Source organism: Muricoccus vinaceus, assembly GCF_042433125.1.
Lineage (GTDB): Bacteria > Pseudomonadota > Alphaproteobacteria > Acetobacterales > Acetobacteraceae > Roseomonas > Roseomonas vinacea.
The window spans coordinates 23,234-47,994 of the sequence record NZ_JBHLVZ010000043.1 but is presented as its reverse complement, the minus strand read 5'-3'; the positions used below and the strand labels follow the sequence as shown (position 1 = coordinate 47,994).

Annotated in this window: 23 protein-coding genes; 8 read left to right on the top strand and 15 right to left on the bottom strand. The window is 72.1% G+C overall.

Annotation, left to right across the window (positions count from 1 at the left end):
• Nucleotides 1-12: 12 nt before the first annotated feature.
• The 3 genes from ACFFIC_RS15450 to ACFFIC_RS15440 are packed head-to-tail and all read right to left on the bottom strand — an operon-like array spanning nucleotide 13 to nucleotide 2,515.
• The gene (locus tag ACFFIC_RS15450; protein ID WP_377051881.1) at nucleotides 13-897 is read right to left on the bottom strand and encodes a BKACE family enzyme; all 885 of its coding nucleotides are present in this window, start codon (nucleotides 895-897) and stop codon (nucleotides 13-15) included.
• Entirely contained in the window at nucleotides 894-1,634 is a 741-nt protein-coding gene (locus ACFFIC_RS15445) for an SDR family NAD(P)-dependent oxidoreductase (RefSeq protein WP_377051879.1), read from the bottom strand. The genes ACFFIC_RS15450 and ACFFIC_RS15445 overlap by 4 nt, the downstream gene beginning before the upstream one ends.
• A complete protein-coding gene (locus tag ACFFIC_RS15440; RefSeq protein ID WP_377051877.1) occupies nucleotides 1,631-2,515 on the bottom strand; it encodes a dioxygenase family protein in 885 nt (294 codons plus the stop codon). The genes ACFFIC_RS15445 and ACFFIC_RS15440 overlap by 4 nt, the downstream gene beginning before the upstream one ends.
• 76 nt (nucleotides 2,516-2,591) lie before the next feature.
• Between ACFFIC_RS15440 and ACFFIC_RS15435 the strand changes: the two genes are divergently transcribed.
• On the top strand, nucleotides 2,592-3,629 hold the full coding sequence (locus ACFFIC_RS15435) for a LacI family DNA-binding transcriptional regulator (RefSeq protein ID WP_377051875.1): 1,038 nt from the start codon (nucleotides 2,592-2,594) through the stop codon (nucleotides 3,627-3,629).
• 23 nt (nucleotides 3,630-3,652) lie between these two features.
• Here the strand turns inward: ACFFIC_RS15435 and eda are convergent, their stop codons facing one another.
• Genes eda through ACFFIC_RS15420 form a run of 3 tightly spaced genes read right to left on the bottom strand, consistent with a single transcriptional unit; the run spans nucleotide 3,653 to nucleotide 7,014 of the window.
• On the bottom strand, nucleotides 3,653-4,294 hold the full coding sequence (eda, locus tag ACFFIC_RS15430) for a bifunctional 4-hydroxy-2-oxoglutarate aldolase/2-dehydro-3-deoxy-phosphogluconate aldolase (RefSeq protein ID WP_377051873.1): 642 nt from the start codon (nucleotides 4,292-4,294) through the stop codon (nucleotides 3,653-3,655).
• Entirely contained in the window at nucleotides 4,291-5,223 is a 933-nt protein-coding gene (locus ACFFIC_RS15425; RefSeq protein ID WP_377051871.1) for a sugar kinase, read from the bottom strand. Before ACFFIC_RS15425 ends, eda begins: the two co-directional genes overlap by 4 nt.
• Nucleotides 5,224-5,244: 21 nt before the next feature.
• Nucleotides 5,245-7,014 (bottom strand): IlvD/Edd family dehydratase, encoded by a 1,770-nt coding sequence (locus ACFFIC_RS15420; protein WP_377052188.1) that lies wholly within the window; start codon nucleotides 7,012-7,014, stop codon nucleotides 5,245-5,247.
• A gap of 310 nt (nucleotides 7,015-7,324) precedes the next feature.
• Between ACFFIC_RS15420 and ACFFIC_RS15415 the strand changes: the two genes are divergently transcribed.
• Complete coding sequence (locus tag ACFFIC_RS15415; RefSeq protein WP_377051869.1) at nucleotides 7,325-8,323, top strand: Bug family tripartite tricarboxylate transporter substrate binding protein; 999 nt, start codon at nucleotides 7,325-7,327, stop codon at nucleotides 8,321-8,323.
• A 1-nt stretch (nucleotide 8,324) separates the two neighbouring features.
• Here the strand turns inward: ACFFIC_RS15415 and ACFFIC_RS15410 are convergent, their stop codons facing one another.
• Both ACFFIC_RS15410 and ACFFIC_RS15405 read right to left on the bottom strand, forming a co-directional pair.
• On the bottom strand, nucleotides 8,325-9,848 hold the full coding sequence (locus tag ACFFIC_RS15410; protein ID WP_377051867.1) for an alkaline phosphatase D family protein: 1,524 nt from the start codon (nucleotides 9,846-9,848) through the stop codon (nucleotides 8,325-8,327).
• Between the two features lie 3 nt (nucleotides 9,849-9,851).
• A complete protein-coding gene (locus ACFFIC_RS15405) occupies nucleotides 9,852-11,168 on the bottom strand; it encodes an NtaA/DmoA family FMN-dependent monooxygenase (RefSeq protein ID WP_377051865.1) in 1,317 nt (438 codons plus the stop codon).
• A 160-nt stretch (nucleotides 11,169-11,328) separates the two neighbouring features.
• On the opposite strand from ACFFIC_RS15405, the gene ACFFIC_RS15400 reads away from it, so the two are divergent.
• Nucleotides 11,329-12,447 (top strand): maleylacetate reductase, encoded by a 1,119-nt coding sequence (locus tag ACFFIC_RS15400; protein WP_456306937.1) that lies wholly within the window; start codon nucleotides 11,329-11,331, stop codon nucleotides 12,445-12,447.
• Between the two features lie 232 nt (nucleotides 12,448-12,679).
• On the opposite strand, the gene ACFFIC_RS15395 is transcribed toward ACFFIC_RS15400, so the two are convergent.
• Nucleotides 12,680-13,441, bottom strand: a complete 762-nt coding sequence (locus ACFFIC_RS15395) for an MBL fold metallo-hydrolase (protein WP_377051863.1) — start codon at nucleotides 13,439-13,441, stop codon at nucleotides 12,680-12,682.
• A gap of 111 nt (nucleotides 13,442-13,552) precedes the next feature.
• Between ACFFIC_RS15395 and ACFFIC_RS15390 the strand changes: the two genes are divergently transcribed.
• From ACFFIC_RS15390 to ACFFIC_RS15370, 5 genes are all read left to right on the top strand, one after another.
• Nucleotides 13,553-14,578, top strand: a complete 1,026-nt coding sequence (locus tag ACFFIC_RS15390) for an Ldh family oxidoreductase (RefSeq protein WP_377051861.1) — start codon at nucleotides 13,553-13,555, stop codon at nucleotides 14,576-14,578.
• A 41-nt stretch (nucleotides 14,579-14,619) separates the two neighbouring features.
• Nucleotides 14,620-15,624 (top strand): Bug family tripartite tricarboxylate transporter substrate binding protein, encoded by a 1,005-nt coding sequence (locus ACFFIC_RS15385; protein ID WP_377051859.1) that lies wholly within the window; start codon nucleotides 14,620-14,622, stop codon nucleotides 15,622-15,624.
• Nucleotides 15,617-16,465: an NAD-dependent epimerase/dehydratase family protein gene (locus ACFFIC_RS15380; RefSeq protein ID WP_377051857.1), complete on the top strand. Its 849-nt coding sequence runs from the start codon at nucleotides 15,617-15,619 to the stop codon at nucleotides 16,463-16,465. Before ACFFIC_RS15385 ends, ACFFIC_RS15380 begins: the two co-directional genes overlap by 8 nt.
• Nucleotides 16,466-16,485: 20 nt before the next feature.
• Nucleotides 16,486-17,532, top strand: coding sequence for an Ldh family oxidoreductase (locus ACFFIC_RS15375; RefSeq protein ID WP_377051855.1), 1,047 nt, complete (start codon nucleotides 16,486-16,488; stop codon nucleotides 17,530-17,532).
• 77 nt (nucleotides 17,533-17,609) lie between these two features.
• Nucleotides 17,610-18,575: a Bug family tripartite tricarboxylate transporter substrate binding protein gene (locus ACFFIC_RS15370; protein WP_377051853.1), complete on the top strand. Its 966-nt coding sequence runs from the start codon at nucleotides 17,610-17,612 to the stop codon at nucleotides 18,573-18,575.
• 9 nt (nucleotides 18,576-18,584) lie between these two features.
• Here ACFFIC_RS15370 and ACFFIC_RS15365 read toward each other — a convergent pair whose 3' ends face one another.
• The 6 genes from ACFFIC_RS15365 to ACFFIC_RS15340 all read right to left on the bottom strand — a co-directional run bounded on the left by ACFFIC_RS15365 (nucleotide 18,585) and on the right by ACFFIC_RS15340 (nucleotide 24,747).
• Nucleotides 18,585-19,589, bottom strand: coding sequence for a Bug family tripartite tricarboxylate transporter substrate binding protein (locus tag ACFFIC_RS15365; protein ID WP_377051851.1), 1,005 nt, complete (start codon nucleotides 19,587-19,589; stop codon nucleotides 18,585-18,587).
• A gap of 62 nt (nucleotides 19,590-19,651) precedes the next feature.
• Nucleotides 19,652-20,455, bottom strand: a complete 804-nt coding sequence (locus ACFFIC_RS15360; protein ID WP_377051849.1) for a class II aldolase/adducin family protein — start codon at nucleotides 20,453-20,455, stop codon at nucleotides 19,652-19,654.
• Nucleotides 20,456-20,597: 142 nt separating this feature from the next.
• On the bottom strand, nucleotides 20,598-21,485 hold the full coding sequence (locus ACFFIC_RS15355; protein ID WP_377051847.1) for an ABC transporter permease: 888 nt from the start codon (nucleotides 21,483-21,485) through the stop codon (nucleotides 20,598-20,600).
• On the bottom strand, nucleotides 21,485-22,414 hold the full coding sequence (locus tag ACFFIC_RS15350) for an ABC transporter permease (protein WP_377051845.1): 930 nt from the start codon (nucleotides 22,412-22,414) through the stop codon (nucleotides 21,485-21,487). Before ACFFIC_RS15350 ends, ACFFIC_RS15355 begins: the two co-directional genes overlap by 1 nt.
• Before the next feature lie 9 nt (nucleotides 22,415-22,423).
• Nucleotides 22,424-23,698, bottom strand: a complete 1,275-nt coding sequence (locus ACFFIC_RS15345; RefSeq protein WP_377051843.1) for an ABC transporter substrate-binding protein — start codon at nucleotides 23,696-23,698, stop codon at nucleotides 22,424-22,426.
• Nucleotides 23,695-24,747: an ABC transporter ATP-binding protein gene (locus tag ACFFIC_RS15340; RefSeq protein WP_377051841.1), complete on the bottom strand. Its 1,053-nt coding sequence runs from the start codon at nucleotides 24,745-24,747 to the stop codon at nucleotides 23,695-23,697. The genes ACFFIC_RS15345 and ACFFIC_RS15340 overlap by 4 nt, the downstream gene beginning before the upstream one ends.
• Nucleotides 24,748-24,761 lie beyond the last annotated feature (14 nt).

The following is a 24,761-nucleotide window of genomic DNA, read 5'->3' as shown; positions in this document are numbered from 1 at the left end:
TTCAGGACCCCTTCAGGACAGGCCGATGATTTCGCGCGCACGCGCGGGCCCGACGACGCGCGGCCCGAGGTCCTCCACCATCCGCCGGGCCTTCTCGACCATGGCGGCGTTGGAGGGGGCGAGCACGCCGCGCGCGATCATGGTCGCGTCCTCCAGCCCGACGCGCGCGTGACCGCCGGCCAGGATGGACTGCGCGAGCATCGGGAAGGCGCTGCGGCCGATGCCGATCGCCGTGAACTGCGCATCCGCCGGAAGCAGGTTGCGCGCGTAGACCACGGTCTCCGGCGAGGGCTGGAAGCCGTACTTCACGCCCATGACGAAGGAGGTGAGCGCCGGCGCCGCCAGGCTGCCATCCGCCAGCATGTCGCGCATCAGGGCGATGTCGCCGGAATCGAACAGCTCGATCTCCGGCACCGCCCCGGCCTCGCGCAGGAAGGCGGCCATGCGGCGCACGTTGCGGGGCGTGTTGATCACCACCTCCCGCCCGGAGTTCATGGTGTTGAGGTCGAGCGTCGCGATGTCGGGCCGCAGCGCGGTGATGTGGGCGGTGCGGATCTCGGGCGTCGTCAGCGTCGTGCCCGGCCCCGCGACCTTCGGGTCCTCCTCGCCGACCACGAAGCGGCCGCCGGGGCCGGTGGTCAGGTTGATGATGAGGTCCTTGTTGCGGCCACGGATGCGCGCGACCACGTCCTTGTAGTATTCCAGCTCCATGCTCGGCTTGCCGGTGGCCGGGTCGCGCACGTGCAGGTGCACCACCGCGGCGCCTTCCTCGGCCGCCGCCAGCGCCGCGTTCGCGATCTCCTCGGGCGTCACCGGCAGCTCCGGGTGCTGCTCCCGCGTCGTCAGGTTGCCCGTCACCGCGCAGGTGATGAAGACCTCGTCCCGAATGGACCTCAAAGCGCACGCCCTCCGTCGACCAGGATCAGCGATCCCGTGGAATAGGTCAGCAGCGTCGCGCAGGCGAGAACGGCATTCGCCACGTCCTCGGGCTGCGCCACGCGCTTCAGCGGAATGGAGGGCGCGAGCTTCGCGTTCGCCTCCGGCCCCCGCCCCGGCACGAAGCCCGTCTCCACCACGCCGGGGGAGACCGACATCACCCGCACCTTCGGCGCCAGCGCGCGCGCCAGCGACTTGGTCAGGCTGTCCGTCGCCGCCTTCACCGCCGCATAGACGAGGTTGGAGCCCGAGCCGTTCAGCCCCGCGATGGAGGAGATGTTCACCACCAGCCCCCCGGAGTCCTCCAGCAGCCCGCGAAAGGCGCGCACGGCCGAGAGCGGCCCGCGCCAGTTCACGCGCCACATGGAGTCCAGGAAGTCGTCGTCCAGCGCATCGAGATCCGTGTGCGCGATGGCCCTGGTGAAGCCCGCGCTGTTCACCAGCACGTCGCAGCGGCCATGGCTGCGCGCCACATCGGCCGCCAGCGCCTCCACCGAGGCGCGGTCCTCCATCGTGGCCGGCCGCGCGTCATGCCCCTCCCCCGGCAGGGAGGCCACCAGCGCCCGCGCCTCCGCCTCCCGCCCGCGATAGCTGACGATCACGGCGGCGCCCGCCTCCGCCAGCACCCTGGCCGTCGCGGCGCCGATCCCGCCGGAGCCGCCGAGGATAACCGCGGTCCTTCCCGCGAGCGCGCTCATTGGATCGGGGGCACCGGCAGGCGCGCCTCGCCCGGTTCCATGTGGAAGGTGTAGTCCAGCGACCACCACTCCCCCTCGCCCCCGTCCGGCGCCGGCCCCTCGCCCTTCACGTAGCCGCCGACCAGCGCCTGCGTCACGCCGAAGACCACGTCGCTCTCCAGGTGCTCGTCATCATCCACGAAAACCTGGGTGATCAACGTCTTGAGGCCGGGCTTGTGGATCAGGAAGTGCAGGTGGGCCGGGCGGAAGGGGTGCCGCTCCTGCGCCCGCAGCAGCTCCCCGGTGGGCCCATCCGTCGGCACCGGATAGCCTGCGGGCTTCACGGAGGTGAAGCGGAACCGCCCCTCGGCGTCGGTGGTGAACTGCCCGCGCAGGTTCATGTCCGCCATGCCCGGGTCCTGGTTCTCATAGACCCCCTCCGGCGAGGAATGCCACACATCCACCCGCGCCCCGGCCACGGGCTTGCCGCCGGAGAGCACCTGGCAGCCCGCGAACAGCCTGGGCCCCGGTGTCGGCCCGCGCACGATGCTGCCGCCATCCTCCACCTTGGGCGAGTTGTCGCGCCAGAACGGGCCGAGCAGCGCGGCGGCGGTTTCCGTCACGCCCGTCGCGCCGTTGTTCAGCAGGCACACCAGCGTCGAGACGCCCACCGCGTCGGAGAACAGCACGCCCTCGTTGTGGGTGGCACTGTTCGCCTGCCCGATACGGCCGAGGTAGTCCACGCCGAACTCCCACTCCTCCTCCGTCGGGCGGACCTCGCGGATAAAGGCGTGCAGGTGGCGGACCAGCGCCGCCGTCACCTCCCGCAGCCGCGCGTCCCTGGTGTTGGCCATCGCCTCCAGCACGGCCGGAGTGACCATGGCTTCGCCGTCGATGATCACGGATCGCCCTCCCGAAGAAATCTTGCAATCGTTTGTAGTGACGTTCGCGGCACGCTGCAAGTGCTATGTGGGGACCATGGCGCCTCCCCTCCCCCGTTCCGTCAATCTGCGCCGCGTGGCCGAGGAGGCAGGCGTTCACCCCTCCACCGCCTCGCGCGCGCTCAACCCGGCCACCCGCCACCTCGTCGCCGCCCCCGCCGCGCACCGGGTGCAGGAGGCCGCGGCGCGGCTGGGCTACCGGCCGGATGCCGCGGCCATGTCGCTTCGCACTGGCCGCTCCCGCCTGGTGGGCGCCCTGGTGCCCGGCATCGCCAATCCCGTCTTTGCGCCCATCCTCGCCGCCGCGGCGGCGGCCCTGGCGGAGGACGGCCATGCCCTGCTCGTGGCCGATCCCGGCGACGACCCGGCCCAGGCCGCCGAATTCGTCGCCGAACTCGCCGCGCGCCGCGTGGACGGCCTGTTGCTGGCCACCGTCGCCCTGCGCGACGACCCCGCCCTGGCCGCTTGCCTCGTGCGGGGCCTGCCCACTGTTCTGATCAACCGCAGCGGCGGAGAAGGCATCCCCGCCGTCGTCTCCGACGACCGCGCCGGGATGGCCATGGCCGTGGCCCATCTGGCCTCCCTCGGCCATCGCCGCATCGCCCATGTCGGCGGCCCCGCGCCGCTCTCCACCGGCCTGCTGCGGCGGGAGGGCTTCGAGGCCGCCATGGCCGCGCAAGGGCTGGAACTCCCCCCCGGCTGGGTGGAGGCCGCGCCCACCTATGGCCGCGCGGAGGGCGAGGCCGCGGCCAGCCTCCTTCTTTCCCGCTGCTCCGGCATCACGGCCCTGGCCTGCGCCAACGACCTGCTGGCGCTGGGCGCCTACGACGCCTGCCGGCGCGCGGGGCTGCGCATCCCCGCGGACATCTCCGTCACCGGCCACAACGACATGCCGCTGGTGGACATGATCGAGCCGCCGCTCACCACCATCCGCATCCCGCACGCGGAAATGGGCCGCCGCGCCGCGCGCCTCCTGCTGGACCGCATCCACCAGGGCACGGAAGCCGGAACCGCCGTGCTCGCCCCCGCGCTGGTGGAGCGCGGTTCCACCGGCCCGCCACGCGCTCAGGCCTGAGCAAGGCGGCCTCAGCCAGCCCCTCAGCCCGCCTGGGCCGCCTGCATCGTGCGGCGCGCCCGCGCCTCGATCGCGCTCCACTCGCCCGCCGCGATCTCCGCCGCCGGGGCCAGCCAGGAACCGCCCACCGCCACCACGTTCGGCAGGGCCAGGTAGTCGCGCATCTCCTCCTCCCCGATCCCGCCCGTGGGGCAGAAGCGCGCTTCCGGGAAGGGAGCGCCGAGCGCCTTCAGCGCCCCGATCCCGCCGAGCTGGGCGGCGGGGAACAGCTTCACCGTGGTGAAGCCCCGCGCCGCGGCCGCCATCAGCTCGGAAGCCGTCGCAATGCCGGGCACAAAGGGAATGCCGTCCTCCGCCGCCGCGTCCAGCAGCTCCGGCGTCGCACCGGGGGAGAAGGCGAAGGTGACGCCCAGCGTGCGGGCCAGGGCGAGGTCCCGCCGCGCGAGCACCGTGCCCAGCCCCACCACGGCACCGGGCACCTCCCGCAGGATGGCCTCCGCGGCCTTGGCGCCCGCCTCGGTGCGCAGCGTCACCTCCAGCGTGTTCACGCCGCCGGCCACCAGCGCACGGGCCAGCGGCACGGCCTGCGCCGCGTCCCGGATGGTCAGCACGGGCACGATCCGGGCCGCGCGCAGCAGGTCGGCGATGGGATTGGGCGTGGTCATGCGGACTCCGGGGAAAAGATGTCGGCTGGCATGGCGTCGCGCGGGATGATGGCGCCGGGGTACCGCACCACCACAGCCGCCAGGCGGTGCCCGGCCAGGGCCGCCGCCTCCGGCCCCAGGCCGCGCAGGCGGGCAGCGAGATAGGCGGCCGCGAAGCTGTCCCCCGCGCCCGTGGTGTCCACCGGCTTCACCGGGGCGGGCGGCGGCACCGGGGTGGATTGCTCCGCGGATGCCACGATGCAGCCGGGTTCGGCCAGCTTCACAACCACCTCGGGCACCCCGGCCTCGCGCAGCCGCGCGATCAGCCCCTCGGGCGTCGCCTTTCCGTCCAGCAGGGTGAAGTCCTCCACCCCCGCCAGCACGGTGGTGCTGAGGGCAACGGCACGGGCGAAAGCGGCGCGCGCCTCCTCCGGATCGGGCCAGCCGCGCGGGCGGAAGTTGCTGTCGAAGGCGACCTGTCCGCCCGCCGCCCGCACCGCCTCCAGCGCCGCGAAAAGCCGCTCGCGCGCCGGGCCGTGGAACAGGGACAGGGTGATGCCCGAAAGATAGACCAGCCCGGCCGCGGCCAGGCCCGCCTCGATCCGCGGCGTCTCCGGCTGGTCGAACAACTGCCGCACGGGCGCCTCGCCCCGCCAGTAGGAGAAGCGCCGCTCGCCCTTCTCGTCCGTCTGGATCAGGTAGAGGCCGGGCACACGCCCGGGCAGGCGGAGCACGAGGGAGGTTCCCACCCCCTCCTCCTCCCAGCCCCGGAGCATCTCCTCGCTATGCGCGTCGTCCCCCAGCGCCGTCGCATAGCCGACCTCCACGCCGAGGCGCGCGAGATAGACCGCCGTGTTCAGCGTATCCCCGCCAAAGGCGCGCGAGAGCAGCCCGTCCGGCCGCTCCCGCAACTCGATCATGCACTCGCCCAGGCAGACGATGCGGGTCACGGCCCCTTCCTCACCGGCGCATCAGTGCGAGTTGCGTGGAAGGCCGGCCGTGTGCACGAGGTCCTGGTAGGCCACCGTGTCCTCCATGCAGGCGCCGGTGGAAAGCTGCCCCACCGTGGCGCGGTAGATCGCCTGCCACGGCGTCTGGTTGGTCAGCTTCACCGGCGGCAGGGCGGCGCGCCGGGAGGCGATCTCCTCCTCCGACACCAGCAGGTCCACGCGGCGCTTGGGCAGGTCCACCCGCACGCGGTCCCCGGTGCGCAGGATCGCGAGGTTCCCCCCCGCCGCCGCCTCGGGCGAGACGTTGAGGATGGAGGGGCTGGCCGAGGTGCCGCTCTGCCGCCCGTCGCCGATGCAGGGCAGCGCGTGCACCCCGCGGCGGATGAGCTCGTCCGGCGGCTGCATGTTCACCACCTCCGCCGAGCCGGGATAGCCGACCGGCCCGCAGTTGCGGATGAACAGGATGCAGTGCTCGTCGATCTGGAGCGAGGGCTCGTTGATCCGGTGGTGGTAGTCCTCCGGCCCCTCGAAGACGATCGCCCGCCCCTCGAAGGCGTCGAGGTCGTCGGGGTTCGACAGGTAGCGGGCACGGAACTCGGGCGAGATCACGCTGGTCTTCATGATGCCGGAATCGAACAGGTTCCCGGTCATCACCAGCATCCCGGCCTCGGGCACCAGCGGCTCCGCGAAGGGCCGGATCACGTCGTGGTCGTGGGATTCCACACCCGACAGCGTCTCGCCCATGGTGCGGCCGGACACGCAGAGCGCATCGGCGTGCAGCAGCCCGGCATCCAGCAGCTCCCGCATCACCGCGGGCACGCCGCCGGCGCGGTGGAAGGCCTCGCCCAGATAGGCGCCGGCCGGCTGGCAGTTCACCAGCATGGGCACGTCGTGGCCCACCCGCTGCCAGTCGTCCAGCGAGAGCTCCACGTCCAGGTGGCGCGCGATGGCGATCAGGTGCGGCGGCGCGTTGGTGGAGGCGCCGATGGCGGAGGCCACCATGATCGCGTTCTCGAAGGCCTGCTTGGTCATGACCTTCCGCGGCGTCAGGTCCTCGCGCACCATCTCCACGATGCGCAGCCCGGTGTCGTAGGCCATCTGCCCGCGCTCGCGGTAAGGCGCCGGGATGGCCGCGCAGCCGGGCAGGCTCATGCCCAGGGCTTCGGCGAGCGAATTCATGGAAAGCGCGGTGCCCATGGTGTTGCAGTGCCCGACGCTGGGCGCCGAGGCCGCGGCCATGTCCATGAACTCGCCATAGCCGATCTCCCCGGCCGCGAGCCTCTGCCGCCCTTCCCAGATGATGGTGCCGCTGCCCGCCAGCCGCCCCTTCCAGTGCCCGTCCAGCATCGGCCCGCCCGAGAGCACGATGGCCGGCATGTTCACCGTCGCCGCCGCCATCAGGCAGGCCGGGGTCGTCTTGTCGCAGCCCGTGGTCAGCACGACGCCATCCAGCGGATAGCCGAAGAGCACCTCCACCAGCCCGAGATAGGCGAGGTTGCGATCGAGTGCCGCCGTCGGCCGCTTGCCCGTCTCCTGGATCGGGTGGACCGGGAACTCCATGGGGATCCCGCCGGCCTCGCGGATGCCCGCCTTCACGCGCTCCGCCAGCATCAGGTGGTGGCGGTTGCAGGGCGCGAGGTCGCTGCCCGTCTGCGCGATCCCGATGATCGGCCGCCCCGATTGCAGCTCCGCCCGGGTGATGCCGTAGTTCAGATAGCGTTCAAGGTAGAGCGCGGTCATGCCGGGGTCGTCGGGATTGTCGAACCAGGCCTGGCTGCGCAGCTTGACCATGACGTCGCTCACTTTCTTTCCGTGGGCCCCGGCCCGCCCGACACACCGCGCCGGACCGGCCCAACCGCCTTTGGTTTCGCGCCGCCCCCTTCCGCCGTCAACCGGTCCCGCCGACCGGCCAGCGAAAAGAAGGCCGTTGCGAAGGGACGGATCCGGTAGATGGCGCCGGCCCCGCGCCGCGCCTGTCACGGCTGCGCGAGCCCACGTCGCCCCGCCCCCCCTCCAAGCGGCGATCCGCCGCCCCCATCCTACCTAGCCAGGGCAGGGCGGAACCGCCACAAGGCGGCGCCTGAACAGGGAGAAAACGACGATGACGGCAGCAAACGATTCGGGCTGGCGGCCCACCCGGCGCGCGGCGATCGGCGCGGGCATGGGCCTCGCCCTGCCCTACGGCGCGCGCGCCCAGGCGCCCTGGCCCACCCGCCCGATCACCCTGGTGGTGGGCTTCCCCCCGGGCGGACAGACCGACTTCGCCGCCCGCATGGTGCAGCCCGGCCTGGGCACGGCGCTGGGCCAGACGGTGGTGATCGAGAACCGCGGCGGCGCCGGCGGCAACCTGGGCACGGAGGCCGTGATGCGCGCCCGCCCGGACGGCTACACCCTGCTGGCCGGCAATTCGAGCCCCATGGCCATCAACCCGCACACCTTCTCGAACATGGCCGTCAACCCGCTGGACATGGTGCCGATCGGGCTGTCGCTGCAAAGCTCCATGGTGCTCTGCGTGCATCCCTCCGTGCCCGCCAACAACGTCCAGGAATTCGCCGCCTGGGCCAAGGCGCAGCGCAACGGCGTGAACTACGGCACCCCCGCCGCCGGCAGCCTGTCCCACTGCGCGATGGAGCTGTTCCGCACCCGCATCGGCAACCCCGCGATGGAGAACGTGCCCTATCGCGGCAGCGGCCCCGCCATCCAGGACTTCATCGCCAACCGCTTCAGCGCGATGTTTGACGGCGCCTCCGTGGTCGCGCCCTTCGTCAAGTCCGGGCAGCTCCGCGCCATCCTCGTCACCGGCGCCAACCGCTCCTCCGCCTTCCCCGACGTCGCCACCTCCGCCGAGCAGGGCCTGAGCAACTTCACCTTCACCGCCTGGATCGGCCTCTTCGCCCCGCGCGGCACGCCCGACGACATCGTCCGCAAGGTCTACGCCGCCCAGAACACCGCGCTGCAGGACGCGACACTCCGCGAGCGCGTCACCAGCCAGGGCGACGAGCCCGGCAGCGGCACCACCGAGGAGTTCGCCGCCATGGTCCGCCGCGACCACGCCCTCTGGGGCGAGGTGGTGCGCGCCAACAACATCACCGCCACCTGAATCACCCCTGGTGGAGGGCGGCCCGCCCGGCCTCCACCACGAAACGCTGTTGCGTCGCGATCCCCGTGTCGCGGTCGCGGGGATCGTCGATGGCGCGCAGCTCGGCCGTCGCGGTCGCGGGCGTCAGCGTCATCATGAGGTATCCGCGCGCGCTGCCATTGGCGTAGGCGATGTGCGGATCGGCGGGGTAGGTCTCGCGGTACTGCCGGCCCTGGCTGGTGATGGAGGTTCCCGTGAACTCCACCGCCACCGCCGGGGTCTCCGGCCGGTCGAAATCGGGGCGAAGCTCCGCCACCAGGTGCGCGTGGATATCCCCGCCGATCACCAGCGGGTTCGGCGCACGGCTCGCGGCCAGATCCTCCAGCAGCCGGGCGCGCGCCGCCGGATAGCCGTCCCATCCATCCGTCCAGTAGGTGACGGGCGTGCGCTGCGTGCCGAGCCGCGCCATGCGCGTCTGCTGCGCCAGAACCGTCCAGCGCGCCCGTGCCGCCGCCAACCCCTCGCGCAGCCAGGATTCCTGCCGGGCGCCGAGCATGGAGCGCGCGGGGTCGTCCAGCTCCGCGCAGCCTTCCCGCGACACATACCCACCGCCCCCGCGCCCCGGCCGCTGGCAGGCCTGATAGGCCCGGTACTGGCGATCATCCAGCATGTGGAACCCCACCAGATCCCCGAAGCCCGCGCGCCGGTGGATCCGGGCCGAAGCCCCGTCCGGCCGCGCGGAAGCGGGCAGCGGCATGTGCTCCCAGAACGCCTTGTACGCGGCGGCCCGCCTGCCCAGGAAGGCCGCGCCCTCCTCCGCCTCCCCGCGGTCGGCGGCGTAGTCGTTGCTCACCTCGTGGTCGTCCCAGGTCACCAGCCAGGGGCAGGCGCGATGCATCGCCTGAAGGTCGGGATCGGTCTTGTACAGCGCGTAGCGGTCCCGGTAGCCCTCCAGGTCCCGCGCGCTCGGCCCCTCGTGGCTGCGCACGAGGTTCCGCCCCCAGGACGCCTCGTAGATGTAGTCGCCCAGGAACACGACGAGGTCCGGGTCCTCCGCCAGCATGTGGCGGTAGGCGGCGTAGAAGCCCTGCTCGTACTGCTGGCAGGAGGCCACCGCGAAGCGCAGACGCGCCGGCATGGTGCCGGGCCGGGGCGCGGTGCGCGTGCGCGCGGCCCCGCTCTCGGCGCCCAGCGCGGTGAAGCCGTACCAATAGGGCCGGTCCGGCTCCAGGCCGGACAGCTCCACATGCACGGAATGCGCGTCCTCCGCCACCGCCATGGCGCGGCCCCGCCGCACCACGTCGCGCAGCCCCTCGTCGCGGGCCAGCACCCAGTCCACCGGCACGGGCGCCTCGCCCATGCCCCCATCCCGCCAGCGCCGCGCCAGGCGCGTCCAGAGCACCACCGAGTCCGGCCCCGGCTCGCCCGAGGCGACGCCGAGCGCGAAGGGATACTCCTCCGCTCGCGCGCGCAGGTGGCCGAGCGGCGCCAGCCAGGGCGCCGCCAGCCCCGCCCGCAACAGCCCGCGCCGGGGAAGCAGGAGCATCGCTCAGAACTCCAGCAGGTTCTCGCGGAAGGTCGCATGCCCGTAGCCGCGCCGCGTGAGCCCCCGCGCCTGCAAGGCCGGCACGAGCCCGTCCGCCACCTCCGCCACCACGCGCCGGCTGACATCGCCCATGGAGAACAGGAAGCCGTCGCCGCCGATCTCCTCCATCGCCTCCGCCATCTGCCCGGCCACGGCATCCACCGTGCCGCAGAGATCCACCGAAAGACCGCTGCCGCTGTAATCCGCGAAGGCCTGCCGCAGCGTCTTGCCGCCCGCCCCCATCTTCTTCAGCGTGTCCAGGTTCTGCTGGTGCCCGTTGGTGCGCAGCCCCTCGTCGATCGGCTGGTCCAGGTCGAAGCCGGAGAAGTCGATGTTGGTCACCTTGCTGAAATGCGCCAGCCGCTGCGCGATGCGCCGGTCGGCGGCGGCGATGCGCTCCAGGCGCCGCATCTCCGCGTGCTCCGCGCTTTCCCCGATGATGGGATTGATCAGGAACAGCACCTTGATCCCGTCGGGGTCGCGGCCGGCGGCCGCGGCACGCGCCCGGATGTCGTCGCGGTAACTCTTCATCGCCGCGATCCCCTTCGGATTCGCCACAACCGTCTCCCCGTGCGTCGCGGCGAACTGCCGCCCGCGCGGCGAGCCGCCGGCCTGGGCGATCACCGGCCGCCCCTGCACGCAGGGCCCCGAGTTCAGCGGCCCGCGGGAGCTGTACCATTGCCCCTTGAAGTCCACCGCGCGGACCTTCGCGTGGTCCACCAGCACGCCGCTTTCCGCATCGGCCAGAAGGGCGCCCGGCTCCCAGGAATCCCACAGCGCGTTCACGCAGGCCATGTACTCGTCGGCCATGTCGTAGCGCAGGTCGTGCTCGGGCAGCCCGTCCAGCCCGTAGTTGCGCGCCGCCATGTCGCTGCTGCCGGTCACCATGTTCCACCCGGCCCGCCCGGCCGAAACCTGGTCCAGCGTCGCCATGATCCGCGCCAGCAGATAGGGCGGATGGGTGAAGGTCGCGAGCGTGGTCGCGATGCCGATGCGGCGCGTCGCGGCGAACAGCAGCGTCGCCACGATGGAAGGGTCCTGCCGGGGCACCGACAGCCCGTGCTTCAGGTAGATCTCGCGCGACCCGCCATAGGCCTCGCCGATGTAGGAACTGTCCTCGATCAGGATATAGTCAAAGCAGGCGCGCTCCAGCGCGCGCGCCATGTCGGCGAACAGGTCGGGCTGCATCCAGTCGCGGCCGATGGCGCCGGTCCAGGGCTCGCCCCAGGCCTGCACGCTGGAGCCCTGGAGGAACCAGCCGAGATGAAAGGGGCGCGCCATGGGTGGTCTCCGATCGGTTCAGGGCCGCCGTGTTGATGGTCGCTCCGGCACGGGTGGTCTTCGCCGCCTCTCCCGGCAGCCTTCCCCAGCGGCGGTGGCTTGGCAACCCGGCGGCGCCCCCATGGATCGCGGCTCTTGGCGATCCGGCCGCCCGGGGGCGATGATCCCTCCCGCCACGGCCGCCCGTGGCGTGACGGCACCGGGGGAAACGATCGCCATGCAACCCTTCACCTACGAGGCGCTGCCCGCGCGCGTGATCTTCGGCGCCGGCACCCTCGCCCGCATCGGCGATGAGGTTCGGGCCCTCGGCTGCAAGCGCGCCCTCGTGCTCTCCACCCCCGAGCAGCGCGGCATGGCCGAGGACCTCGCGGCCCGCCTCGGCCCGCTTTCCGCCGGCATCTTCGCCGAGGCCACGATGCACACGCCGGTGGAGGTGACGCAGCGCGCCATGGAGGCGCTGCGCGCCCTCGGCGCCGACTGCACGGTCGCCATCGGCGGCGGCTCCACCACCGGGCTCGGCAAGGCCATCGCGCTCCGCACCGACCTGCCGCAGATCGCCATTCCCACCACCTATGCGGGATCGGAGGCAACGCCGATCCTGGGCGAGACCGAGGGCGGGAAGAAGACCACGCAGCGCACGCTGAAGGTGTTGCCCGAGGTCATCCTCTACGACGTGGACCTCACGCTCAGCCTGCCCCCCGGCCTGTCCGCAACCTCCGGCATGAACGCCATCGCCCATTCGGTGGAAGCGCTCTATGCCCGCGACGGCAATCCCATCACCTCGGCCATGGCCGAGCAGGGCATCGCCGCCCTCGCCCGCGCCCTGCCCCGGATCATGCGCGACCCCACCGACCGCGAGGCGCGCTCGGACGCGCTGTTCGGTGCCTGGGCCTGCGGCGTCTGCCTGGGCACGGTGGGCATGTCGCTGCACCACAAGCTCTGCCACACGCTCGGCGGCTCCTTCGACCTGCCGCACGCCCAGACCCACACGGTGGTGCTGCCCCACGCCACCGCCTTCAACGCCCCCGCGGCGCCGGATGCCATGGCGCGCATCGCCCGCGCGCTGGGCGCCGCCGATGCCGCGACGGGCCTCTTCGACCTGGCCCGGGGCATGGACGCCCCCACCGCGCTGCGCGACCTCGGCATGCCCGAGCACGGGCTGGACCGTGCCGCCGACCTCGCCACCGCCAACCCCTACTGGAACCCCCGCCCGGTGGAGCGCGCCGCCATCCGCGCCCTGCTGGACGACGCCTGGCACGGCCGCCGGCCAGGCGGCTGAACGAGGAGGCCGACCACGGCCGCCGCATGCGGGATTCGGCGACCCCGCCCTGCCTCGGGCGCTGGAGGAAGGCGGCCGCGCCCCACCACGCCCGAACATGCCCGCCCCGACACGCCCGCCGCGACATGCACGTGCCCTGGCGCGGCCAGGACGCATCCGCCCCCGAACGGCCGGAGGAACGCCCTCCCCGGCCGCCCCGCCGGGCCCGTGGCGCGCGGCCGGGATGCGGCGCTCAGCCGGCGGCGCGCTCCGAAAGCTCGAAGCGCGTGACCGCCTCCAGCTTGTCGCCGAACCAGGCATCGATGGCACAGGTGCGCGCCCCCTGCGCGGCGATGCGCCCATCTCCGTCCAGCACCAGCGGCAGGTCATGGCCGGGCAGCAGCACGGTGCCGGGCACCGCGCGCCACGCCGCGTTGAGCCGCGCGATCGAGGCCGCGTGCGCCGCCGCATCCAGCGTCATGTCCGCGCGCCCCGTCGCCAGCTCCGCCCGGTTCTTCGCCACGTCCGCCGAGAAGATCACGGGCGGGTCGCCCGCCAGCACGAAAACCAGATGGTGCATGGTGTGGCCGGGCGCGGTGAAGCAGGTGATGCCGGGCAGGCCCGTCTCTCCGTCCCGCAGCCGGCGAAGGCGCGGGTGGCGGGCCAGCTCGCGGATGGTGAACTCGGGATAAAGCGGGTCACCGTCCGGCAGGGCCAGCGCCATCTCCAGCTCCGCCTCGCCCGCATGGATCGTGGCGCGCGGAAACATGGGCCAGTTCATGCAGTGGTCGTAGTGCAGATGCGTGAGCAGAAGGTCCGTCACGTCCCCGGGCTCGATGCCGAGCGCGCGCATCTGCGCCAGCAGCCGCCTGCGCGCGCCGAACGCACCGGTGTCCAGCACCGCGATGCGCCCCTCCGGCCCGCGCGCCACCGCCACCGTGCTCCAGCCCAGCCCGCCGTGATAGGCGGACTTGCCGGGAAAGCCCTGCTGCACCGTCTCAACCGTCCAAGCCATCGCGCACCACCCCTCGATCCGGCCGCACGCTATCGCGCTTCTTCCCCGATGGGATAGGCTCGCCCCCTCCCGCGGCCCGGACCGCGGCGGACAGGAAGGAAACGGTACGGAATGGGCGAAGCCTTGGTTGCCGAGGGCGATCTGCTCGACCTCGCGTCGCGGGCGCTGACGGCGGGCGGCATGCGGGAGGACGAAGCGGCGCAGGTGGCGCGCGTCCTCGTGCTCGCGGACCTGTTCGGCGTGCGCACGCACGGCATCAGCCGCGTTCCGCAATACCTCGACCGCGTGCGTATCGGCGGCATCGACGCGCGGGCGGAGGTCGCGACCCTGCGCGTGGCTCCGGGCCTGGCCACGGTGGACGGCCGCAACGGCATCGGCCCGCTGGTCGGCATGCGCGCGCTGGAGGCCGCGACCGAGGGTGCCCGCGCCGCCGGCATCGGCGCCGCCTTCGCACGCGGCAGCAACCACTTCGGCCCGGTCATGCCCTACGCGCTTCTCGCGGCCGAGGCCGGCTTCGCCTCGATCATCGCGAGCAACGCCACCACCACCATCGCCCCCTGGGGCGGGCGCGACACGCGGGTGGGCAACAACCCCATCGGCATCGGCGTGCCCAACCCGGGCGGCGACCCCGTGATCCTGGACATGGCGCTGAGCGTCGCCGCCCGCGCCAAGATCCGCGCACTGGCCGAGAAGAACGAGCCCATGCCGCAGGGCTGGGCCACCGACTCCGCCGGCCAGCCCACCACCGATGCCAGGGCGGCGCTGGCCGGCTTCCTGCTGCCCGTCGGCGGGCACAAGGGCTATGGCCTGGCCGTGATGGTGGACATGCTGGCGGGCCTGCTCTCGGGCGCCTCCTATCTCACGCGCGTGCAGGCCTGGGACAAGAACCCGGGGGCCGCGCAGGACCTCGGCCACGTCTTCATCCTGATCGACACCGCGCGCCTGGGCAGCACCGAATGGCTGCGCGAGCGCGTGGCGGATTTCACCGCCATCCTGCACGACACCCCCGCCGCCGACCCCGCTTCCCCCGTGATGCTGCCGGGAGAGCGGGAGATGACATCCCTTGCCCGCGGCCGGCAGGAGGGCGTGCGCGTCGCCGAGGCGGACCTCCAGAAACTCCGGACGCTGGCGGGCTAGATCCCGCCGCCAGGAACAACAAAAGGGAGAACCCGGAAACCATGCCCACCGCACGCCCCACCCGCCGCGGCCTGATCGCCGCCGGCGGCGCCCTCGCGCTGGCCCGCCCCGCCCTTGCCCAGACATCCGCGCAGGGCGACTACCCGAACCGCCCCATCCGCATCATCGCTCCCTATGCCGCCGGCGGCGGGCAGGACATCACCGCGCGCCTTCTGGCGGACCCGCTGCGCCTGTTGCTGGGCCAGCCCGTCGTGGTGGAGAACCGCGCCGGGGCCAGCGGCATGATCGGCGCGCAGGCCGTCGCGACGGCAGCGCCCGACGGCTACACCTTCCTTCTGGGCGGCGCCGGGGAAACCGCCGTGAACCAGCACCTCTACAAGGAGAAGATGAGCTACGACCCCCAGCGCGACCTCCGCCCGGTCACGCTGGTGGTGAAGGTGCCGAACATCCTGATGGCCAGCATGGACGCGCCCTTCAAGACGGTCGCGGAACTCGTCTCCTATGCCCGCGCCAATCCCGGCAAGCTCTCCTACTCATCCTCCGGCATCGGCAACCCGCAGCATCTGGCGGGGGAACTGTTCAACAGCATGGCCGGCATCCAGACCGTGCACGTGCCCTATCGCGGCTCCGGCCAGGCCGTTACCGACATCGCGGCCGGGCGCGTGCAATACGGCTACAACAGCCTCGCCTCCGGCCTGTCGCTGATCGGCGCGGGCCGCATCCGCGCCGTCGCCGTCACCTCCAGGGAACGGCTGCCGCAGATGCCCGACGTGCCTTCCGTGTCGGAATACGGCCCGCTCGTCCAATACGAGCTGATCAACTGGTTCGGCCTCTTCGCCCCCGGCGCCACGCCGGACCCGATCGCGCGGCGCGTGTCCGAGGCGGTGGCCAAGGCGCTGGAGGAACCGGAGCTGCGCACGAAGTTCGAGACCCAGGGCCTGCTGCCCCAACCCATGACCCCCGACGACTACCGCCGCTTCGTGTCGGCGGAATCCGAGAAGTTCGGCCGCATCGTGCGCGAGGCCAACGTGACGGTCGATGGCTGAGGTGGCACCCCCCAACGGCCCCCCCTGGGGCCGCATCCTGCTGACCGGCGCCGCCGGCGAGATCGGCCGCGTGCTGCGCCCGGCGCTCCGCGGCGCCGCCCCCCGCCTGCGCCTGCTGGACCGCCGCCCGCTGGAGGCGGAAACCGCGGAGGAGGAGGTGATGCAGGGCGACCTGTCCGACCCCGCCATGGCCGATGCCGCCACGCGCGGCGCCGATTGCGTCATCCACCTGGCGGGCATCCCGCGCGAGACGGGCGGCACGCCCGAGGAGATCCTGCACACCAACATCGTCGCCTGCCACGGGCTGTTCGAGGCGGCGCGGCGCAACGGCGCGCGGCGGCTGGTTTTCGCCAGCAGCAACCACGTCATCGGCTTCTACCGCGCCGACCGGCCCGTCGGCACCGAGGAGCCTCCGCGCCCGGATGGCTTCTACGGCGTCAGCAAGGTCTTCGGCGAAGCCATGGGCCGCCTTTACGCCGACAAGTACGGGATGGATGTGGCCTGCCTGCGCATCGGCGCCTTCCGCGCGCGGCCGGGCAACGCGCGCGAGCTCGGCGGCTGGATCAGCCACCGCGACATGGCCCAGCTCGCCCGCCGCTGCGTCGAGGCGCCGCCCTTCGGCTTCCTTCTGCTCTACGGCGTGTCGAACAACCGCCGCGCCCTCTGGGGCGGCGATGCCGAGGCGCGCGCCCGCATCGGCTACGCGCCCGAGGACGACGCCGAAGGCTTCGCCACCGAGCTCTCCGCCGTGCCCACGCCGGGCGGCCCGGTCGCCGCCCTTTTCCACGGCGGCTCGGTCTGCGCCCTCGGCTTCGAGGGCGACCCGGCGCGGGTCCCATAACACCAGCGGAACGCAACACCATGACACCCATCGCGCCCGGCACGCTCAGCACCTTCACCGCCGCCCTCTACGCCGCCGCCGGCCTGCCGGAGGAGGACGCGGCGCTGGTGGCCGACACCCTCGTGCGGGCGGACATGTGGGGCCATTCCTCCCACGGCGTGCTGCGCGCGGCCTGGTACATCGACCGCCTTCGCGCCGGAACGATGAAGCCCGTGACGGAACCCGAGGTGCTGGTGGATGCCGGCGCCATCTCCGTGATCGACGGGCGCGACGGCGTCGGCCAGGTGATCGCGCGCCGCGCCATGCTGGATGCGGTGCGGCGCGCGAAGCAGCACGGCGTCGGCATCGTCTCCGTGCGCGATTCCAACCACCACGGCGCGCTCGGCTACTTCACGCGCATGGCGGCGGAGGCCGGCTGCATCGGCGTGCTGACCACCAATGGCAGCCCGGCCATGGCGCCCTGGGGCGGCCGCGCCAAGCTCCTGGGCAACAACCCCTGGTCCATCGCCGCCCCCGCCGGGCGCCACCCGCCGATGATGCTGGACATCGCCAACACCGTGGTGGCCCGCGGCAAGATCTTCCTGGCCCGCCAGAAGGGCATCCCCATCCCGGAGGGCTGGGCCATCGACGCCCAGGGCCGCCCCACCACCGACCCCGTGGCGGCACTGGGCGGCGTGATCCTGCCCATGGCGGAGCACAAGGGCTACGGCGTCACCGTGATGATGGACGTGCTCTCCGGCGTGCTCTCCGGCAGCGGCATCCTGGACGAGGTGAACGGCCCCTACCAGGCCGAGCGCCGCAGCCGGTGCGGCCACATGGTCATGGCGCTCAACATCGAGGCCTTCGGCCCCCTCTCCCGCTTCGAGGCGCGGATGGAGGAGATGATCGCCTCCATCAAGTCCGTCCCCCTGGCGGAGGGCTTCGAGGAGGTCTTCTACCCCGGCGAGATCGAGGCGCGGAACGAGGCGCGCCACCAGGCCGAGGGCCTGATGCTGCCCGGCCAGACGCGGCTCGACCTCGTGCGCGTGGCCGGCGAGCTCGGGGTCGCGCTGCCCGAGGGCTGGTGAGCCCCGGCCGTTGCGCCCCGCCCCGCGCGGGGTGCAGCATCGGCGCGATCGTTCCGGAAGAACGGCGGGAGGACACGATGCAGCGCAGAACCCTGGCTCTGGCCGCCCTCGCCCTGCCCGCCCTTCCGCGCGCCCCGTGGGCGGAGGAAGCCTGGCCCGTCCGCACCGTGCGGCTGGTCGTGCCCCAGGCCCCCGGCAGCCCCATCGAGATCCCCACACGCATCGTCGCGGACCGGCTGAGCCGCCGCCTCGGCGCCAACTTCATCGTGGAAAGCCGGCCCGGCGCCGGGGGCGGCATCGGCTCGCAGCACGTGGCCCAGCAGCCGCCGGACGGCGCCACCTTTCTCGCCACCTCCGCGGGCATCTCCATCATCCCGACGCTCCAGCCGGCGCTGGGCTTCGACCCCCAGCGGGACCTCGATCCGGTCAGCCTGATGTGCGACGTGCCCTCGGGCCTGCTGGTGCGCTCGCAATCGCCCTTCACCTCGCTTCCCCAGATCATCGCCCACGCCAGGGCGCATCCGGCGGAGCTGACCTATGCCTCGGGCGGCGTGGGCTCGGCCAACCACCTGGCGGGCGCCCTGTTCTGCGCCCTCGCGGGGGTGGAGATGACGCATGTGCCCTATCGCGGCATCAGCCCCGCCGTGACGGCGGTCTATGCCGGCGACATCTCCCTCATCTTCGGCTCGACGATCGAGGTGCTCCAGCACATGCGCCAGGGCCGCGCCCGCATCCTCGGCGTCACCATGCCCGAACGCGTCACGGCCCTGCCGGACATCCCCGCCATCGCCGAAACCGTGCCCGGCTACGCCGCGCCGAACTGGTTCTGCCTGATGGCGCCGAAGGGCCTGCCCGCTCCCTTGCTCACGCTCCTGACCACCGAGCTCGCCGCCCTGCGCGACGCGCCCGAGTTGCAGGCCCGCATGGCCGAGGGCGCCGCGACCGCGCGCATGGACGGCCCCGCCCCCCTGGCCGCGCGCCTGGCCGAGGAAGTGCCCAAATGGCGCGGCCTCGTCGCCCAGGCCGGCATCCGCGTGGAATAGGGCGCGCGCCTATTCCGGCCTGAGCCCGGCCACCGCGATGGCCCGCCGCGCCTTCGCCATCTCCCCCTGAAGAAAGGCCGCCACCCCCGGCGTGGTCAGCTCCGCCGCCGTGGGCGGATCGGCCCCGAAGGAGGCGAGCCGCGCCAGAACCTCCGGGTCCGCCGCCGCCTCGGCCAGTGCCGCCTGCAAGGCTTGCATCACCGGCTCCGGCGTGCCCGCCGGCGCGAAAAGCCCCACGAAGGACGCCGCGAGGAACCCCTCCAGCCCCTGCTCGATAAAGGTCGCGACCTCCGGCACCTGCGGGGACCGCGCGGCCGAAGCCACGCCCAGGATGCGCCCGCGCCCGTCCCGCTGCAGGTCCAGCACGCTCGGCAGCTCGATCAGGATGCCGTCCACGTTGCCCGCAACGAAGTCGGGCAGGGTGGAGCCGCCGCCGCGATAGGGCACGTGCACGAGGTTGGCCCCCGTGGCCGCCTTGAACAGCTCCAGCGGCAGGTGGTTGGCCCCACCCACGCCGGAGGTGCCGATGGTGACGCCCCCCGGCCGCTCCTTCGAGAAGGCGACGAGTTCCGCGAGGTTCCGCACGGGCAGGTCGGGCCGGACGATGATCACCATGGGCACCTGCCCCAGCAGCGCCACCGGCAGAAGGTCCGCCATGGTGTCGTAGCGCGGCGCCGCCATCAGCAGCGGGCCGTTCACGATGGAACCGGGGCTGCCGATCAGCAGCGTGTAGCCGTCGGGCCTGGCGCGGACCACGGCCTCGGTGCCGATGGCTCCCGTGGCGCCGCTGCGGTTCTCCACCACGATGGGCTGGCCCAGGCGCGGCGCGATGCGCGCGGCGAACAGCCGGGCCGTCACGTCGCTGTTCCCGCCGGCCGCGAAGGGCACGATGAAGCGGATGGGCCGGTTCGGCCAGGCCCCTTGCGCCGTTCCCTGGGCCCCCGCCCCGCCCCGCAGGAGCGGCAGCGCGGCCAGCGCCAGGAGCCCGCGCCGGCCCGGCATGAATCGGTTCATCCTCTCTCCTCCCTTTCTCCCGGCACCCGCTCTCGCGTCGGGTTTCGCCGTTCAGCCGCGCGTCACACCCAATAGGGCGGGAAGCCCGAGGACTTCTGCTCCGCCTCCAGCAGCCGCAGCATGGCGTGCCATTCCAGCACCCCATAGGGCCGCCGCGCGCCGGGCTGGTACAGGTGCGCCGTGCGCTCCAGCACCTCGGCCGAAGGCAGCGTCAGCTCCGCCCGCGCCGCCATGGCGTCCACCTGCGCCCGGCAGGACATCTCCAGCTGGTACATGGTGTTGAAGGCCTGCTGCAGCGTCGCCCCGCAGGTGAGCAGCCCGTGGTTGCGCATCACCATGGCGTCGTGCGGGCCCAGGTCGCGCACGATCCGCTCGCGCTCCGACAGGTCGATCGCCGGGCCCTCGTAGTCGTGGTAGCCGAGATGGCCGACGAAGCGGATGGCGGTCTGGTTCAGCGGCAGCAGCCCCTCCTTCATGGCGGCCACCGCCATGCCGGCCCGCGTGTGCGTGTGGAGCACCGCCGAAACCTCCGGCCGCGCCTTGTGGATCGCGCCGTGGATCACGTAGCCGGACTTGTTGATCCCGTAATCGGTGTCCGGCTTCCAGACGATGTTCCCCTCCACGTCGATCTTCGCGAGGCTGGTCGCGGTGATCTCCTTGTAGAGCAGCCCGTAAAGGTTGATCAGCAGATGCTCCGTGCCGGGGATGCGGAGCGTGATGTGGTTGTAGATCATGTCGGTCATGCCGTAGGCATCGACCAGCCGGTAGCAGGCGGCCAGGTCCAGCCGGGCCTGCCATTCCGCCTCGCTCACCTCGTCGCGGATCGAGGGCCAGGCGGTGCCGAAACGCGGCGCGGCGTTGTCCATGGGGGTTCCTCCCTGTTCCGGGCGGCCTTTGGCGCCGTCCTCGTCGCCGCGCTGCGCGGCGGAAGGGCGATCCTAGGCACGCGGGGCGGGAGGCGGCCAGGGCTTCGCGCCGCCACAGGGATCACGCCTGCGACGACCAGCCTCAGCGCGAGGCCGCGGCCCTGCGGCGCCGGAGGATCACCACGCAGCCCAGCGCGATCCCGATCACCGCCAGCGACATGGCGGTGGTGACCGTGCCCAGCGCGTAGATCTCCGGCGTGGTCACCGTGGTGGTCAGCCCCTGCAATTCCAGCGGCAGCGTGTTGCGCCCGCCGATCGCCTGGCTGGTGCGCGCCACCTCGTCCCAGGACAGCGTGAAGCCGAACAGCGCGACGCCCACAAGGGAAGGCGCGATGATCGGCAGCACCACATGGGCGAGCGTGCGCGCGGGCGTCGCCCCCAGGTCGCGCGCCGCCTCCTCGTAGGCCGGGTTGAAGCGGTTGAAGACCGCGAACAGGATCAGCAGCCCGAAGGGCAGCGTCCAGGTCAGGTGCGCCCCCAGTGCCGAGGTATAGAGACCCGCCGAGGTCTCGTGGCGCCGCAGGAAGTCCCAACCCGTGGCCTCCCCCAGCGCCTTCACCGCGTCGTCCAGGATGCGGAACTCCAGCCCGATCCCGAGGCTGACCACGATGGAGGGCACGATCAGGCTGGCCACCGCCACATAGAACAGCGCCCCCTGCCCGATGAAGCGCTTGCGGAAGGCCAGCCCTGCCGGCAGCGCCAGCAGCACCGTCAGCAGCATCACCACCGCGCCGAGCCGCAGAGAGCGACCGAAGGCCGCCCAGATGTCGACCACCCCCACGCCCTGCCAGAGCTTGGAGAACCAGAAGGTGGAAATGCCATTCATCGGAAAGGTCAGCCCGCCCGAGGGGCCCTGGAAGCTCAGCACGACGATCGCCAGGATCGGCCCGTAGAGGAACAGCACGAACACGCTGAAAAGGGCCGCCAGCCACCAGAAGGAGGCCGGGCGGCGGTCGCCGTCGCGGTTCATCACAGCTCCCGCCGGATATCGACCAGCCGCGTCAGCGCCCAGATCATCAGCAGCACGATGCCCAGCAGCACCACCGCGTTGGCGGCCGCGATCGGGAACTGAAGATAGCTCATCTGCACCTGGATCACCTTGCCGATCGAGGCGATCTGCTGCCCGCCCATGATCCCCACCGTCACGAAGTCCCCCATCACGATGGTCAGCACGAAGATGGAGCCGATGACGATGCCGGGCTTGCAGAGCGGGATCACCACGTTCCACAGCGTCTGCCAGCCCGAGGCCCCGGCATCCCGCGCCGCCTCGATGAGCGACCGGTCGATGCGCGCCATGGAGTTGAAGATCGGCACCATCATGAACAGCGTGTAAAGGTGCACGAAGGCCAGCACGACCGAGAACTCGGAGTAGAGCAGCCAGTCCAGCGGCGCGCGCGTCAGCCCCACCGCCTGCAATCCCTGGTTCACCAGCCCGTTCCGCCCCAGCAGCGGCACCCAGGCCACCATGCGGATGATGTTGGAGGTCCAGAACGGCACCGTGCACAACAGGAACAGCGCCATCTGCATGGGCACGCTGCGCACGTGGAAGGCCAGGAAATAGGCGATGCCGAAGCCGAGCACGAGGGTGATCGCCCAGGCCATCAGCGCGAAGCGCAGCGTGGAGACATAGGTCGCGAAGGTCACGCAAAGGGACGGCAGCTTGTCGATGCAGCCCTCGAAGACCTCCCGGTAGGCATCGAGGTTCAGGTCGGGGCTGAGCACATAGTCGTCGAACCGCCAGAACGACACCGCCACCGTCAGCAGCAGCGGCACGATGAAGAACAGCAGGAACAGCAGCGCGAAGGGCGCCGCCTGCCAATAGGCGGTCCCCCTGCCGCGCCGCACGGGGCGCGCGTCCTTCACGGTCATGCCGGACACGCGCGCCCCGCCATCCATCATGCCCCCTCCTCAGGCGGCAATGAACTCGTTCCACTTTCGAATGAGATAGGTGTTCTCGTCCATCACCGCGTTCCAGCAGGCCACGCGCCCCATCCGCTCCTCATAGGAGCCGCCGTCGCGCACCGTGCCAGCCTTTTCCAGCAGCGAGCCGTCCGGCGCCTTGATGTCCTGCGCGGCCGGCTTGCCCTCCATCCAATAGGCCCACTCATAGGGCTCCATGTTGGCCTGCGCCGTCTCCAGCACCGCCGAGTAGTAGCCCTGGCGGTTCAGGAAGGCGCCGGCCCAGCCGGACAGGAACCAGTTGATGAATTCGTAGGCACCATCGAGCTTCCGCCCCTCCAGCGTGCGCGGCATGCCGAAGCCCGAGGCCCAGGCGCGATAGCCTTCGCGCAGCGGCTGGTAGACGCAGGCCACGCCCTGGCTGCGCACCTTGGTCACGGCCGGCGACCACATGGACTGGATGACGGTCTCCCCCGAGGCCATCAGGTTCACGCTCTCGTTGAAGTCGGACCAGAAGGCGCGGAACTGCCCGGCCTTCTTGGCCTCGGTCAGCATGGCCATGGTGCGGTCGATCTCGGGCCGCGTCATGTTGCCCTTGTCCGGGTATTTGTACCGGCCCGTCGCCTCCATCACCATCGCCGCGTCCATGATGCCGATGGACGGGATGTTGAGGATGGACGCCTTGCCCTTGAACTGCGGGTTCAGCAGCTCCGACCAGCTCTCGATCGGGCGGCCGATCAGGTCGGGGCGGATGCCCAGCGTGTCCGCGTTGTAGGTGGTGGGGATCAGCGACATCCACTCGGTGGGGGAGGACGCGAACTCGCGCGAGTTGCGCCCGGCCAGGAACTGCACCTTCTTGGGCGCGGTGCCCTGGTCGCCCAAGGTCTTGCCGCCCGCCGTCACGCCGCGCGTGAACACCGGCGTGATCTTGTCGAACAGCTTGATCCGCCGCGCCTCGATCCCCTGCAGGTTGCCGGAGGGCGCGACGCGCTTGGTGGAGAAATACTCCATGTCCAGCAGGTCGAAGGTGTTGGGCTGCGTCACCGCGCGGCGGATCACGTCGTCCGTCGTGACCGGGATGTACTCGATGGTGATGCCCAGGTCCTGCTTGGCCTTGGCGGCGATCTCGGCGCTCTGGTTCACGGCCGTGCCGAGATAGCGCAGCACCACCGGCTCCTGCGCGTGCACGGCGGGCGCGGCCAGGCGCGTCGCGGCGCCGGCCACGGCAAGGCCCGCCGTCGCGCGCAGCATGTCGCGCCGGCCGGGATGCCTGGTATCGGTCATGGCGTCAGTTCCTCCAGGGCCGGCGCGGCGGCCGGCGGTTGCGCATCGCGCAGGGGATGGGCATCGCCCGCCTCCCAGCGCGCGGTCACGGCATCGCCCACCGCGAAGGGCCGGGCGGCGAAGGCGTCGTCGGGGATCACGGCGAACAGCTCCGTGGTGCCCAGGGCAGGGTCGAGCGGGCGGAGCCGGAGCTGCACGAAGGAGCCCTGGTACTCCACCGTCTCCACCCACGCACCGAGCGAGGCCGCGGTGGCCGGCATGGCGCCCGGGGAGAGCCGCATCCGGTCCACCCGCACCGCCACCATCCCGCCGGCCCGCGGGGCGATCACGTTGTGCCCGCCGATGAAGCGGGCGACGAAGGCCGTGTCGGGGCGGGAGAACACCTCGCGCGGCGTCCCCGCCTGCTCGATCCGGCCCCCGTTCATCACCACCACCAGGTCGGACAGCGCCATGGCCTCCTCCTGGCTGTGGGTGACGTGGATGAAGGTGATCCCCAGCTCCGCCTGCAGCCGCTTCAGCTCCGCCCGCACCTGGATGCGGAGAAAGGGGTCCAGCGCGCTCAGCGGCTCGTCCAGCAGCAGCACGGAGGGCTCGGTCACCAGCGCCCGGGCCAGCGCCACCCGCTGCTGCTGTCCGCCGGAGAGCTGCGCGGGCAGGCGGTGGGCGAAGCCCTCCATCCGCACGAGCGCCAGCATCTCCCGCGCCTTCTTCTGCCGCGCCGCCTTGTCCACGCCCCGCATGCGCGGCCCGAAGGCGACGTTGTCCAGGCAGTTCAGGTGCGGGAACAGGGCATAGGACTGGAACATCATGGCCGTGCCACGCGCGGCCGGCGGCAGGTGGCCGACCTCGCGCGGGCCGATCAGCACGCTGCCGTCGCTGGCCGTCTCATGCCCCGCGATCATCCGCAGCGTGGTGGTCTTGCCGCAGCCCGAAGGCCCCAGAAGGCAGCAATAGGAGCCCTCGGGAATCCTCAGGCTGACGGAATCCACCGCCAGCGCCGCCCCGTAGCGCTTCGTGACCGATATGAGTTCGACGCTGGCGCCGTGCATCCCGTTCCCGCATG

Coding starts and splice junctions, on each gene's coding strand:
- ACFFIC_RS15445 (WP_377051879.1), bottom strand. CDS start 1,634: ATGAGCGCGCTCGCGGGAAGGACCGCGGTTATCCTCGGCGGCTCCGGC.
- ACFFIC_RS15435 (WP_377051875.1), top strand. CDS start 2,592: ATGGCGCCTCCCCTCCCCCGTTCCGTCAATCTGCGCCGCGTGGCCGAG.
- eda (WP_377051873.1), bottom strand. CDS start 4,294: ATGACCACGCCCAATCCCATCGCCGACCTGCTGCGCGCGGCCCGGATC.
- ACFFIC_RS15420 (WP_377052188.1), bottom strand. CDS start 7,014: ATGGTCAAGCTGCGCAGCCAGGCCTGGTTCGACAATCCCGACGACCCC.
- ACFFIC_RS15415 (WP_377051869.1), top strand. CDS start 7,325: ATGACGGCAGCAAACGATTCGGGCTGGCGGCCCACCCGGCGCGCGGCG.
- ACFFIC_RS15410 (WP_377051867.1), bottom strand. CDS start 9,848: ATGCTCCTGCTTCCCCGGCGCGGGCTGTTGCGGGCGGGGCTGGCGGCG.
- ACFFIC_RS15405 (WP_377051865.1), bottom strand. CDS start 11,168: ATGGCGCGCCCCTTTCATCTCGGCTGGTTCCTCCAGGGCTCCAGCGTG.
- ACFFIC_RS15400 (WP_456306937.1), top strand. CDS start 11,329: ATGATCCCTCCCGCCACGGCCGCCCGTGGCGTGACGGCACCGGGGGAA.
- ACFFIC_RS15395 (WP_377051863.1), bottom strand. CDS start 13,441: ATGGCTTGGACGGTTGAGACGGTGCAGCAGGGCTTTCCCGGCAAGTCC.
- ACFFIC_RS15390 (WP_377051861.1), top strand. CDS start 13,553: ATGGGCGAAGCCTTGGTTGCCGAGGGCGATCTGCTCGACCTCGCGTCG.
- ACFFIC_RS15385 (WP_377051859.1), top strand. CDS start 14,620: ATGCCCACCGCACGCCCCACCCGCCGCGGCCTGATCGCCGCCGGCGGC.
- ACFFIC_RS15380 (WP_377051857.1), top strand. CDS start 15,617: ATGGCTGAGGTGGCACCCCCCAACGGCCCCCCCTGGGGCCGCATCCTG.
- ACFFIC_RS15375 (WP_377051855.1), top strand. CDS start 16,486: ATGACACCCATCGCGCCCGGCACGCTCAGCACCTTCACCGCCGCCCTC.
- ACFFIC_RS15370 (WP_377051853.1), top strand. CDS start 17,610: ATGCAGCGCAGAACCCTGGCTCTGGCCGCCCTCGCCCTGCCCGCCCTT.
- ACFFIC_RS15365 (WP_377051851.1), bottom strand. CDS start 19,589: ATGAACCGATTCATGCCGGGCCGGCGCGGGCTCCTGGCGCTGGCCGCG.
- ACFFIC_RS15360 (WP_377051849.1), bottom strand. CDS start 20,455: ATGGACAACGCCGCGCCGCGTTTCGGCACCGCCTGGCCCTCGATCCGC.
- ACFFIC_RS15355 (WP_377051847.1), bottom strand. CDS start 21,485: ATGAACCGCGACGGCGACCGCCGCCCGGCCTCCTTCTGGTGGCTGGCG.
- ACFFIC_RS15350 (WP_377051845.1), bottom strand. CDS start 22,414: ATGATGGATGGCGGGGCGCGCGTGTCCGGCATGACCGTGAAGGACGCG.
- ACFFIC_RS15345 (WP_377051843.1), bottom strand. CDS start 23,698: ATGACCGATACCAGGCATCCCGGCCGGCGCGACATGCTGCGCGCGACG.
- ACFFIC_RS15340 (WP_377051841.1), bottom strand. CDS start 24,747: ATGCACGGCGCCAGCGTCGAACTCATATCGGTCACGAAGCGCTACGGG.